At 64.5% G+C, this 12,090-nt stretch carries 10 protein-coding genes; 5 read left to right on the top strand and 5 right to left on the bottom strand.

All coding sequences use genetic code 11. The features are described 5' to 3' along the window. Positions 1-32 precede the first annotated feature (32 nt). The 4 genes from FBZ93_RS07710 to FBZ93_RS07695 all read right to left on the bottom strand — a co-directional run bounded on the left by FBZ93_RS07710 (position 33) and on the right by FBZ93_RS07695 (position 2,826). Positions 33-251 (bottom strand): hypothetical protein, encoded by a 219-nt coding sequence (locus FBZ93_RS07710; protein WP_050423097.1) that lies wholly within the window; start codon positions 249-251, stop codon positions 33-35. A gap of 216 nt (positions 252-467) precedes the next feature. Further along, positions 468-1,268, bottom strand: a complete 801-nt coding sequence (locus tag FBZ93_RS07705) for an SDR family NAD(P)-dependent oxidoreductase (protein WP_146985314.1) — start codon at positions 1,266-1,268, stop codon at positions 468-470. Position 1,269: 1 nt separating this feature from the next. Further along, a complete protein-coding gene (locus FBZ93_RS07700; protein WP_146985313.1) occupies positions 1,270-1,824 on the bottom strand; it encodes a carboxymuconolactone decarboxylase family protein in 555 nt (184 codons plus the stop codon). A gap of 48 nt (positions 1,825-1,872) precedes the next feature. Beyond that, complete coding sequence (locus FBZ93_RS07695) at positions 1,873-2,826, bottom strand: hypothetical protein (protein WP_146985312.1); 954 nt, start codon at positions 2,824-2,826, stop codon at positions 1,873-1,875. 241 nt (positions 2,827-3,067) lie between these two features. On the opposite strand from FBZ93_RS07695, the gene FBZ93_RS07690 reads away from it, so the two are divergent. The 4 genes from FBZ93_RS07690 to FBZ93_RS07670 all read left to right on the top strand — a co-directional run bounded on the left by FBZ93_RS07690 (position 3,068) and on the right by FBZ93_RS07670 (position 10,098). After that, positions 3,068-6,541, top strand: coding sequence for an indolepyruvate ferredoxin oxidoreductase family protein (locus FBZ93_RS07690; RefSeq protein WP_146985311.1), 3,474 nt, complete (start codon positions 3,068-3,070; stop codon positions 6,539-6,541). 284 nt (positions 6,542-6,825) lie between these two features. Further along, a complete protein-coding gene (locus FBZ93_RS07680; RefSeq protein WP_146985387.1) occupies positions 6,826-7,212 on the top strand; it encodes a hypothetical protein in 387 nt (128 codons plus the stop codon). 319 nt (positions 7,213-7,531) lie between these two features. Then, positions 7,532-9,112, top strand: a complete 1,581-nt coding sequence (locus tag FBZ93_RS07675) for an alkaline phosphatase D family protein (protein WP_146985309.1) — start codon at positions 7,532-7,534, stop codon at positions 9,110-9,112. 167 nt (positions 9,113-9,279) lie between these two features. Then, positions 9,280-10,098 carry an aldo/keto reductase gene (locus FBZ93_RS07670; RefSeq protein ID WP_146985308.1) on the top strand — a complete coding sequence of 273 codons (819 nt, stop codon included), beginning with the start codon at positions 9,280-9,282 and terminating at the stop codon, positions 10,096-10,098. A 252-nt stretch (positions 10,099-10,350) separates the two neighbouring features. Here the strand turns inward: FBZ93_RS07670 and FBZ93_RS07665 are convergent, their stop codons facing one another. Then, positions 10,351-10,569, bottom strand: coding sequence for a hypothetical protein (locus FBZ93_RS07665; protein ID WP_146985307.1), 219 nt, complete (start codon positions 10,567-10,569; stop codon positions 10,351-10,353). Between the two features lie 161 nt (positions 10,570-10,730). Here FBZ93_RS07665 and FBZ93_RS07660 point away from each other — a divergent pair, with 161 nt between their 5' ends. Continuing rightward, on the top strand, positions 10,731-12,011 hold the full coding sequence (locus tag FBZ93_RS07660; RefSeq protein WP_146985306.1) for an amidohydrolase family protein: 1,281 nt from the start codon (positions 10,731-10,733) through the stop codon (positions 12,009-12,011). The last annotated feature ends 79 nt before the right edge of the window (positions 12,012-12,090 follow it).

Raw genomic sequence — 12,090 nt, 5'->3', positions numbered from 1 at the left:
TGGAGTTCTCGTTCGTTTCAGTTTGAAGGGAATCAGGCTGCGATATCGAGCAGCAGAAGTGACGAACCGCGGACCAGCACCTTGCGGCCCGCGGGCGTCAGCTCAAACGCGTCGCCTCGTACTGCGACATAACCGAGCGTGATCAGGCTTTCGACGGCGAACCGGTTCAGCCGTGACGGGTTTGCTGCGGGAGCCCGCAGCGCTTTCAGCGCATCCCACTGATCGGGTCTGAGTTCGAATTCTTCGCTCATTGGTCCAGGCACTCCAGAAGTTCTTGGCGTGCGAGATACAGAGCGCAGATGAATTTCGTGCGACCACAACGAGTCAGGATTTCGATTTATGTGGACACGCCGTCACAACGCCGTGTCATTGGAATACTTCAATTTTTTCGAATCATTGCGGCGCAACAGCGCGTGATTTCGTCACAGTGATTAATCCCGAATTGTCACACAGGTTAATCGCCTCGATTAACCGCGCCGCACACTTGCGCCGCCATCGACCGGCAACGTGACCCCGGTCACGAAATTCGCTTCATCGGACGCGAGAAATAGCGCGGCATTGGCGACATCCCAGCCGGTGCCCATCTTGTGACGCAGCGGCACCTTGCTGTCGCGCTCGGCCTCGACCTCGGCGCGGCTCTTCTTGAATTCGCGGGCGCGGGTGTCCACTGCCATCGGCGTGTTCATCAACCCCGGCAGGATCACGTTTGCGCGAATGCCATATTGCGCATTCTGGTAGGCGAGCTGTTCGGTGAAGGCGATCATCGCCGACTTGGTCGCCTTGTAGGCGACGTAAGGGTAGGTCGTGATCGCGGCCATCGACGAGATGTTGATGATCGAGCCGCGCTGCTGCCGGCGCATGATCGGGATCACGTGCTTGGCGGCGAGGATGCAGCTCTTCAGGTTGATCGCCACGCAGCGGTCGAACGCCTCCTCGGTGATGTCGAGCAGTTCGGCATCGCCGCCGGAGAGGCTGACGCCGACATTGTTGTGCAGGATATCGACGCTGCCCCAGCGGCCATGCGCATCCGCCACCATCGCCTTGATGTCGGCGTTCCTGGTGACGTCGGCCTTGAAGGCGACTGAAATGCCGCCCTTGGCCGCGATCAGGTCGACGGTTTCCTGCGCCGACGCCAGATTGTGATCGACACACAGCACCTTGGCGCCTTCGCGGGCGAAGGTCAGCGCGGTGGCGCGGCCGTTGCCGATGCCTTCGCCGGGGCTCTGGCCGGCGCCGACGACGATGGCGACGCGATCTTGCAGGCGCATGTCACTTCACTCCCGGGATCGGGTACTGCTGCAGTACCTCTTTGTAGGTGGGTTCGTTGTCGATCTGCATGGTGGCGAGCACCCGCACCACCGCGCAGTAGAACGCGATGGTCAGCACGAGATCCGTCATGTGCTCGTCGGAGAGATGTTGCTTGATCTCGGCGAAGGTCGCCTCCGACATCGCGAGCTCGCGCACCATCTCGCGGGCGCCCCTGAGGATCGCTTTCGCCAGGGGTTCGAGCTGCGACGGCTTGTCGTCGGTCTCTGCCATCAGACCCTTGATGTCCTCATCGGTGACGCCGAACTCCTTGCCGATCTTCACATGGTGGGTGAACTCGTACTCGGATTTCTCCAGCCAGCCGACCTGCAGGATCGCCAGCTCGCGCAGCCGCGGGTCAAGCTTGCTCTTGAAGCGGATATAGCCGCCGATGCCGTTGAAGGCACGCGCCATGTCCGGCGAGTTCACCAGCAGCTTGTGCAGATTGGTATTGCGCTTGAGCATGTCGCGATACTCGGGGGCGACCTGATCGGCTTCGAGATAGGGCAGGCGGGCCATTGTTGTTGTCCTTGGTTTGGCGGCTTGCGGAACGAGGCGGCTGTCGCTTCAGCCGTAGAGCGCTTTGTGCTCGCGCTCATAGTTGGCGTAGGAGTCCTTCATGCTGGCGCCGTTCAGCAGCATGGTCGCGACCACGGCGTCGTCGGCATCGAACACGGTCGAGCGGACCCACATGCTCTCGGTGCGCTTGCTGCCGGAGAGCGCCACGACCTCGCGCTCGACCCAATAGGTCTCGCCGGGGAATAGCGGCCCGCGCAGCAGGCGGATCTCCTGATCGGCGAACAGTCCGACGGCGGGGCCGCGGACCGGCAACCGGTCTTCGCGGGCGCGGTACTGGAACAGCACGCTCAGCATCTCCATCGGGATGATGGCGCGGCCCCACGGATTGTACTCCTGCGCGTAGTAGCCATCCGAAGGCTCGGTGATCACCTTCAGCTTGTCGGCGAGCGAGAACGGATAGAGGTCGCCCATGTTCTGGTCGAAATCCATCTTGATCGCCTGCCGGGGCGTCTTCATGCCGACCTTGATGTCGGCGAGGATCACGGGATCGGTCAGCGGCTTCAATTCGCCGAGCCGGCGGCTCAGCGCCGTCTCGCTGCCGTCACCGTCGATCGAGGCGGTGCCGCGCAGGATCTCGGTGCCGTCGCGCTTGATCATCCCGATCTCGCACACGGTTTGACCCGGCTTCGGCTTCTCGATCTGGGCCTGTACTTCTTCGCCTTCGAACACCGGATTGCGGTAATGCGCGGACAGGCAGCCGGTCTCGAACCAGGCGCGGCCCCAGATCCGCTCGCCGAGCGGCGCGAACTGGCTGAAATGGGTCGGTCCCTCGATGGTGCCGCCGCGGAAGCCGAGCTTCTGGGCGGTTGCATCGTCGTGAATGGAAGCGTGGGAGTCGTAGGTCTGGGCCTGCAGCATCTGCTTCGGGCTGCGCCAGGGACCCACCAGCAGATTGTCCTTTTCCACGATTTCCGTCGTGAACGCGGATTCGACTTTAATCATCCTTGGTCTCCCTTTGCGCGCCACCGTTTCAAAGATGCCAGGGTTCGGCAAGGCCTCGCAGAGCAACAAGGCCTCGCAGAGCAACTAGACCTCGCACACGCAACAACGAGATATGTGCTGCGGCCATGGAAACGGGGCTGTTGATGCATAACAAAATCAGTGCATGCTGATGCATGATCATGCGCACGACAATGAGACCGGTTCGGGCCGGCGCGACGGATCTACGGGGAGCGTGAGACTGATGGCGTTGATGGACGTTGGACTGGACGACAAGTACCGGTTGGACACAAAGCGAATCTTCCTCTCCGGTACCCAGGCTCTGGTCCGATTGCCCATGTTGCAGCGCGAACGCGACCGCGCGCACGGGCTGAACACCGCGGGTTTCATCTCCGGATACCGCGGCTCGCCGCTCGGCATGTACGACCACGCGCTGTGGCGGGCGAAATCTTTCCTTAAAGAGCATGACATCGCCTTCGTTCCCGGCCTCAACGAGGACCTGGCGGCGACCGCGGTGTGGGGCAGCCAGCAGGTCGGCATGTTCCCCGGCGCCAAGGTCGATGGCGTGTTCGGCATCTGGTACGGCAAGGGCCCCGGCGTCGACCGTTCGCTCGATGCACTCAAGCACGCCAATTCGGCCGGCACCTCGCCGAATGGCGGCGTAATTGCGCTGGCAGGTGACGATCATGGCTGCCAGTCCTCGACCCTGGCGCATCAAAGCGAGCAGGTGTTCGCCTCGGCGCTGATGCCGGTCGTCAATCCGGCGACGCTGCAGGACTATCTTGACCTCGGCATCCTCGGCTTCGCGTTGTCGCGCTATTCCGGCTGCTGGGTCGGCTTCAAGGCGATCTCGGAGACGGTGGAGAGCTCGGCCTCGATCGTCAGTGATCCCGATCGCATCAAGATCATCATGCCCGACGATTTCGAGATGCCGCCGGGCGGGCTCTCGATCCGCTGGCCGGATCCGCCTCTGGAGGCCGAGCGCAGGTTGCACGGGCCCAAGATGGAGGCGGTCGCCGCCTTCGCCCGCGCCAACCGGTTCGACCGCATCGTGCTGGATTCCAAGCCGGCGCGGCTCGGTATCATGGCGACGGGTAAAGCCTATCTCGATCTAAGCCAGGCGCTCGCCGATCTCGGCATCACCGATGCCGAGGCGCAGGACCTGGGTTTGCGCATCTACAAGGTGGCCCTGACCTGGCCGCTTGAAGCAAATGGCGCGCGCGCCTTCGCCGAGGGCCTGCAGGACGTGCTGGTGGTCGAGGAGAAGCGCGGCTTCATCGAGGACCAGCTGGTCCGCATCCTCTACAATATGGACGCGTCGAAGCGTCCGTCGGTGGTCGGCAAGCGCGACGAGAGCGGCGCGCCGCTGCTGCCGAGCGAGGGCGAGCTGACGCCGACCATGGTGGCGGCAGCCGTGGTGGCGAGGCTGCGCAAGCTCGGCCACCGCAGCCCGCTGCTGGAGCAGCGGCTGGCCAAGCTCGAGGCGTTCGATCGCCCGGCCGAGGGCACCGGCGCCGCGAAGCTGTCGCGCACGCCGTATTTCTGCTCGGGCTGCCCGCACAATTCATCGACCAAGATCCCCGAGGGCAGCCGCGCGATGGCCGGCATCGGCTGTCACGGCATGGCGCTGTCGGTGCCGAACCGCAACACCCAGACCATCTCGCATATGGGCGCGGAGGGCGTGAGCTGGATCGGGCAGGCGCCGTTCACCAGCGAACAGCACGTGTTCCAGAACCTCGGCGACGGCACCTACACGCATTCGGGTCTGCTGGCGCTGCGCGCGGCGGCTGCGGCCGGCGTCAACATCACCTACAAGATCCTCTACAACGACGCGGTCGCGATGACCGGCGGTCAGCCCGCCGAAGGCGGCTTCACCGTGTCGCAGATCGCGCATCAGGTCTGGGCGGAGGGCACCAAGAAGCTGGCGATCGTCTCCGACGATCCCGACAAATATCCCGCCAATTATTTCCCGTCCGGCGCCACCATCCACCATCGCCGCGAGCTCGACGCCGTGCAGCGCACCTTGCGCGAGATCGAGGGCCTCACCGTCCTGATCTACGACCAGACCTGCGCCGCCGAGAAACGCCGCCGCCGCAAGCGCGGGCTGTTTCCCGATCCGGCCAAGCGCGTCTTCATCAACGAGCGGGTCTGCGAAGGCTGCGGCGACTGCTCGGTGGCGTCGAACTGCGTCTCGGTGCAGCCGCTGGAGACCGAGCTCGGCCGCAAGCGCCGCATCGACCAGTCGAACTGCAACAAGGATTTCTCCTGCATCGAGGGCTTCTGCCCGAGCTTCGTGATGGTGCAGGATCCCAAGCTGCGCAAGGCCGACCGTACCGCCGCCGATCCCAAGGCATTGTTCGCCGACCTCCCGGCGCCGCCCGCGGCCGCGCTGAGCGCGCCCTACAACATCCTGATCACCGGTATCGGCGGCACGGGTGTGATCACCATCGGCGCGCTGCTCGGCATGGCCGCGCATGTCGAAGGGCTCGCCTGCTCGACGCTCGACTTCACCGGCCTGTCGCAGAAGAACGGCGCGGTCATGAGCCATGTCCGGCTCGCGCCCGCGTCCGACATGCTGACCACGGTCCGCATCGCGCCCGGCAATGCAAATCTGATCCTGGGCTGCGACCTCGTCGTCGCCACCAGCGTGCCGGCGCTGAGCCGCGCCGAGCGCGGCGTCACCCGCGCCGTCGTCAACGCCGATTTGCTGCCGACCGCGAGCTTCGTGATCGATCCCGATATCGACTTCGAGGCGAGCTCGATGCGCGACGCGCTGAACGGCGCGGTAACGCCGGGTGATCTCGACATCCTCGATGCCACCGGGCTTGCGACCGCGCTGATGGGTGACAGCATCGCGACCAACGCCTTCATGCTCGGCTTCGCGTTCCAGCGCGGCGCGATCCCGCTCTCGCTGGAAGCGATCCTGAAGGCGATCGAGCTCAACGGCGCCGCGATCGAGATGAACAAGACCGCGTTCTCGTGGGGCCGGCTTGCCGCGCACGATCTGCAGCGCGTGGTCAGCGCTGCGCGCTTCAAGAGCGCAGGTGCTGCTCCAGCCAAGAAGACGCTCGACGAGGCGATCGCGTTCCGCGCCAAATTCCTCACCGACTATCAGGATGCGGCCTACGCCAAGCGCTATCTCGACGACGTCGCGCGCGTTCGCACAGCTGAAGCGGCGGCAGCGCCGGGTTCGCAGGACCTGACCGAGGCTTTTGCAAAAGGCCTGTTCAAGCTGATGGCCTACAAGGACGAATACGAGGTCGCGCGGCTCTATTCCGACGGCGAGTTCAGCAAGGCGCTGCGGGAACAGTTCGAGGGCAATTCCGGTCTGAAGGTCCTGCTGGCGCCGCCGCTGCTGGCGCAGCGCGATCCCGTCACCGGGCGCTTGCAGAAGCGCGAATTCGGACCGTGGATCTTCAAGGCGTTCGGCCTGCTGGCGGGGCTGAAGGGCCTGCGCGGCACCGCGTTCGACATCTTCGGCTATACCGCCGAGCGCAAGATGGAGCGCGCATTGCCGGTCGAGTATTCGGCGATGATCCTGCGTCATCTCGACGGCAAGAAGCCGCTCGATTTGCCGCGCCTCGTGGCGCTGGCAAAGGCCGCGGACCTCGTGCGCGGCTATGGCCACGTCAAGGAAGGCAACGTCGCTCGCTACCGCACCGAATGCGCGCGGCTGGAGCGCGCGATCGGCCAGCCGCTGGCGCAGGCGGCGGAATAGGCCAAAGCGTTTTCGAGCGAAGTGGCTACCGGATCGCGTGAAGAAAACGCGTCAGAGCAAGAATCCGGAGCCCAGTTCCGATTGCATCGGAACGGGGCATGGTGGAACTTTCCACGGCTGCCTTGGTTGACCGATGACCCTGGCCGCAACCTGCGGCTGGATTCGCGCGGCCGGGTCCCTACATCATGGCTGTTCTGTTCGAGTGATTTCAGGAGGCCCTTTTGACGGTCCTGAAGAGCGTTTTCGTTGCAACCGTTTGGACCGCGTCCCTGGCTCTGGGCGGCGTGGCGTTGGGCGACGAATACCGCCCGAGCGAGTTCTTCAGCCTCGATCTCTCCCGCGCCGTGCTGTCGCCGAAGCCGCTTGGGCCGCCGGCGCAGTTCGAGCCGGTTCCGGTCGAGGCAAAGGCCGATCACGGTCCGGATCAGCACGCAGCCGTCGAGCCGAAGGTCGAGGAGCCGAAGGTCGAGCAGCAAAAGCCCGTACGGACGACCCGGGCGAGGGAGCCTCGTCAGACCGCGCCGCATGAGCGGAAGCGCGCGGTCGCGCACGTTCCCGCCCGCGCCAAGCTCGCGCGCCGGCATTCCAACCCGCTCAATGCGGAAGCCCGCGACACCAGGATCCAGACCTGGCCGTGCCGCACCGGCGGGATCTGCAACTGGCAGCGGTGAGGGGACCCGGCAGAGTGTCACGCCGGCTTACGCACGCGTTCGCATCAATACCAACCCGTCATCCTGAGGAGCGCGCTCTTGCGCGCGTCTCGAAGGATGGACGGCCTCGCCTGTGGCCGATTCATCCTTCGAGGCTCGCTCCGCTCGCGCCTCAGGATGACGGGTTTGGCTTTGGATGCGCACTGACCTGAGAACAATCAATCCTCTCGCCCGAGTCATCCCGCCGTCGCAAAACCGTCGGCGGAGAGTCAAGAAACTGTAAGTCCGGAGTCAAACGGCGCAGGCAAAACCCTCGTCAGGATATGGCGAAGGTTACCGAATGCCGACTGCGATCTCCGCGAGGCGGCGAGGCCTCACAAGGCGTCAGCTTCTGGTGCGCTCGGCGTCCACGGCCGCGCTGGCGGGATTGGGCGCGCTGGCAAGACCCTATCTGAGCCGCGCGGCAGATCGTCCTGGGATCGCGGGCATCCAGTCCGGTGACGTCGCAAGTGAGTCCGCTGTGATCTGGGCTCGCACCGATCGCGCCGCGCGCATGCGCATCGAATGCGCTGCGGTCGAGAGCTTCGCCACCATCCTGCGCAGCGCGACCGCCGATGCGCTGCCCGAGCGCGACTTCACCGCCAAACTGCTGCTCGACGGCCTGCCGCCAGGCCAGGACCTGTTCTATCGGATCAGCTTCGAGGACCGCGACGGCCTATCAGGCGAAGGCCGGGTCGGGCATTTCCGCACCGCGCCGGTCGATCGCCGCTCGGTCTCCTTCGTCTGGTCCGGCGATGTCGTCGGGCAGGGCTGGGGCATCGACCCCGCGCGCGGCGGCTTGCGCAGCTACCGCACCATGCTGAACGAGCGCCCGGACTTCTTCATCCATTCCGGCGACCACATCTATGCCGACTGCACGGTGCCGTCGGAGCAGAAGCTCCCCAACGGGGAAGTCTGGCGCAACATCGTCACCGAGGAGAAATCGGTCGTTGCGCACAGCCTCGATGAGTTCCGCGGCAACTACAAATACAACTGGCTCGACGAGAATTTTCGTGACTTCCACGCCGAAGTGCCTGTCTTTGCGCAATGGGACGATCATGAGGTGGCCGACGACTGGGCGCCGATCGGCACCGCCGATTCGACCGGCTACGACGCGGACGGCAGCTCGCGCCTGGTGGCGCGGGCGCGCCGCGCCTTCCATGAATTCATGCCGATGCGGCTGATGCCGGAGCGCGACGGCCGGGTCTATCGCAAGGTCGCCTATGGGCCGCTGCTCGACGTCTTCATCATCGACATGCGCTCCTACCGCGATTCCAGCTGGAACAAGCAGGGCGATCCGGACCAGGCCTTCATCCTCGGCGACAGCCAACTCGCGTGGCTGAAGCGGGAGCTGACGGCCTCGGATGCTGTCTGGAAGGTGATCGCCGCGGATCTGCCGATCGGCCTCGTCAGCCTGGATGCAGTCGCGCTCGGCGACGGCCCGCCCGAGCGGCGCGAGCACGAGATAGCCGATCTCTTGTCCTTCATGAAGCGCGCCGGCATCCGGAACACGGTGTGGCTCACCGCCGACATGCACTACACCGCCGCGCATCACTATGATCCGAACCGCGCGGTGTTTCAGGAGTTCGAGCCGTTCTGGGAGTTCGTCTCCGGCCCGCTGCATGCCGGCACTTGGTCGCCGGGCGAACTCGACAACACCTTCGGCCCCAAGGCGATGTACCAGAAGGGCTGTTCGGCCGAGCAGGGCGACAACCTCGCGCCGTGCTTCGGGCTGCAATTCTTCGGCCGCGTCGATATCGACGGCAGGACCGGGGTGATGACGGTGACGCTGAAGGACGTCGACAACCACGATCTCTGGTCGGTCGACATCGAGCCGCGGCCTGACGCGCGGCCCGGCCAGATCATGGCGCAGCACATCTAGATCCGTCCCCGGTCCCGTCGCGACATCTTGATTGCGGGCATCTTGCCCGCAGTGCCGGTTTGCGGGCAGACTGTCGTTTGGCAGTTCTGCCAATTTCATTCCTTTCAGCTGATTTGCTGGCGTGACGTCGTCGATTTCATCGGCGTCCCACGCGTCAGGAGCTATCCATGGAAAATCTGCAGACACAGGGCATCAGCCTGCCGCAGCTCGGGCTCGGCACCTTCCGCATGCAGGGCGATGCCTGCCGTGCGGCGGTCGAGAGCGCGCTCGGGCTCGGTTACCGGCACATCGACACCGCCGAGATGTACGGCAACGAAGAGGCGATCGGAGAGGCGATTGCGGCGGCGAAGGTCGCGCGCAAGGACCTGCATGTGACCACCAAGGTCTGGCACGAGAACCTGGCGCCGGATGCGATCCGAAGGGCGTTCGATACCAGCCTGAACAAGCTGCGGCTCGATCACGTCGATCTCTATCTGGTGCACTGGCCGTCGCCGAACATGAAGCTGCCGGCCGTGTTCGAAACGCTGATGCGGCTGAAGGAGGAGGGCCGCGTCCGCGCGATCGGGGTCGCCAATTTCACCACCGCGCTGCTCAAGACCGTGGTCGAGGACATCAAGGCGCCGATCGCCTGCAACCAGATCGAATATCACGCCATGCTCGACCAGACGCCGGTGCGGAAATATCTCGCCGCGAAATCGATCCCGCTGGTGGCCTATTGTCCGCTCGCGCAGGGACGTTTCGCCACCGACGAAACGCTGGCGAGGATCGGCCGCAAGCATGATGCGACCGCGGCGCAGGTCGCGCTGAAATGGCTGCTCGATCAGAACGGCGTTGCGGCGATCCCGAAAGCCTCGCGTGCCGAAAGCCAACAGGCCAATCTCGACGCGTTGAAGGTCAGGCTCGACGACGACGACCGCAAGGCGATCGCCGCGCTGCGCAAGGACATGCGCTGCGTCAATCCGGGCTTTGCCCCGGCGTGGGATTAATATTGCAGGACAAGGAAGCAGCTGGATATTTGCACAACCAGCGGGAAACCCGTCATCCCGAGGAGGCCGCGGAGCGGCCGTCTCGAAGGATGCACGGCCCCGCATATGGCCGATTCATCCTTCGAGACGCGCGTAAGAACGCGCTCCTCCGGACGACGGGTCTGGCTTTGTTGTTGTCTTCGACATGTCGCAAGAAAATGGCTCCGCGAGGAGCCATTTTCCGTTGTGTCGGTCTCTTGGATGTGTCGGCGATTAGTAGCGATCCCGCCTGATCACGACCGTGCGGTCATGGTCGTGATGCCAGCCGCGATGCCAACCACGGTCATGGCGCATCTCGGCGCGCGCGCCCCAACCACGATCCCAGTGGTGGTGATGGCCGCGCTTGATCACGACGGTCTCGGCGCTCGCGATCGACGGAATGGCCACTGCAAGCGTACCGATCGCCGCAAGAACAAAACCAATCTTTTTCATCTCATCCTCCTCAAATGATGCGAGGGAAAAACCGTGCAGGCATCGAAACGTTCCTGAGGAACCGGCGGAGTTTTCTGAACGGTTGTTCAGGTGGCCTTGCGTAACCACCGCGTCCGACGCATCATCACGCCATAAAAATCAATGTTCGGGGGGACGTTGCCGTGAGCGGATTTTCACGCCGGGATTTTTTGAAGGGGACTGGATCGGCCGCTGCCGCTGTTATCGCAGGGCCGGCCGCTGCGGCGACGGGGCCGGACGACAAGTTCGACCTCGTGATCAAGAGCGGCGACGTGATCGATCCCAGCCAGTCGCTGCGCGGCAAGCGCGACATCGGCATCCGCTGGGGCTTCATCGAGGCGATCGAGGACGAGATTCCGGCTGCGCGCGCCAGCAAGACCATCGACGCGTCGGGCAAGCTGGTGATGCCGGGCCTCGTCGATTTGCACTGCCATGTCTACCCCTATGGATCTGCGATCGGCATACCCGCCGACGAGCTGGTGCAATTCCAGGGCACCACGACGGTGGTCTCGGCCGGCGATGCCGGCGTCAATAATCTCGCGGCGCTGCGGCGCTTCATCGTGGCGCAGTCGCGGGCGCGGATCTACGCCTTCGTCCACATCGCCAACAACGGCCTGTCGGCTTTCCCGGTGGCCGAGCTCTACAACATCGACAACGCCCAGGTCGAAGCCTGTGCGATGGCGCTCGCCGAGAACCCGGACTTCCTGATCGGGGTCAAGGTGCGGATGTCGGAGAACGTCATCTTCAAGCATGGCATCGAGCCGCTGAAGCGTGGCATCCAGGCCTGCGAGATGTGCGGCTGGCCGGCGCGGATGATGGTGCATATCGGCGGCGTCGAGACCAAGGAGTTGATGTCCGACATCCTCGATCTGCTGCGCCCGGGCGATATCTTAACTCACGCCTATTCCGGCGCGCCGAACATGTCCGGCGCCTTCACCAACATCGTGCAGGACGGCAAGCTGTTGCCGGCGGCGCTCGCGGCAAAGCAGCGCGGCGTGCTGTTCGATGTCGGCCATGGCGGCGGCAGCTTCGATTTCACGGTGGCCGAGATCGCGATCCCCGCGGGCTGCACGCCCGACACGATCTCCTCCGACATCCACGTGTTCTCGGGCAACTCGCCCGGCATCCCGTTCCTGCCCAACGTGATGAGCAAGTTCCTGGCGATGGGCTCCTCGCTGGATCAGGTCGTGGCGATGGCGACCTCGGTGCCGGCGCGGATCATCAACCGCACCCCGAAGATCGGCACGCTGCAGCGCGGCGCGCCCGGCGACGTCGCGATCATGGATCTCGTCGAGGGCCCGGTCACCTTCGTCGACACCCGCAACAACAAGCGCGACGGCAATCTGCAGCTGAAGCCGGTGCAGACCGTGGTCAACGGCGTGCCGTTCGGCCGGCCCTATCAGGCGCCATTCTCGGTGCGGTGAAACTCTGAGCAAGCGGAGACATGGATTGCTTCGTCGCTGGCGCTCCTCGCAATGACGTGGAGAGACCAGTCTTCCGTCA

It is taken from the genome of Bradyrhizobium macuxiense (assembly GCF_007993935.1).
GTDB classification, from domain to species: domain Bacteria; phylum Pseudomonadota; class Alphaproteobacteria; order Rhizobiales; family Xanthobacteraceae; genus Bradyrhizobium; species Bradyrhizobium macuxiense_A.
This window is presented reverse-complemented; position numbering and strand designations above follow the sequence as displayed.

Bases quoted from the DNA above. Each gene is read 5' to 3' on its own strand.
- FBZ93_RS07710 (WP_050423097.1), bottom strand. From the start codon at position 251: ATGAGCGAAGAATTCGAACTCAGACCCGATCAGTGGGATGCGCTGAAA.
- FBZ93_RS07705 (WP_146985314.1), bottom strand. From the start codon at position 1,268: ATGCGCCTGCAAGATCGCGTCGCCATCGTCGTCGGCGCCGGCCAGAGC.
- FBZ93_RS07700 (WP_146985313.1), bottom strand. From the start codon at position 1,824: ATGGCCCGCCTGCCCTATCTCGAAGCCGATCAGGTCGCCCCCGAGTAT.
- FBZ93_RS07695 (WP_146985312.1), bottom strand. From the start codon at position 2,826: ATGATTAAAGTCGAATCCGCGTTCACGACGGAAATCGTGGAAAAGGAC.
- FBZ93_RS07690 (WP_146985311.1), top strand. From the start codon at position 3,068: ATGGCGTTGATGGACGTTGGACTGGACGACAAGTACCGGTTGGACACA.
- FBZ93_RS07675 (WP_146985309.1), top strand. From the start codon at position 7,532: ATGCCGACTGCGATCTCCGCGAGGCGGCGAGGCCTCACAAGGCGTCAG.
- FBZ93_RS07670 (WP_146985308.1), top strand. From the start codon at position 9,280: ATGGAAAATCTGCAGACACAGGGCATCAGCCTGCCGCAGCTCGGGCTC.
- FBZ93_RS07665 (WP_146985307.1), bottom strand. From the start codon at position 10,569: ATGAAAAAGATTGGTTTTGTTCTTGCGGCGATCGGTACGCTTGCAGTG.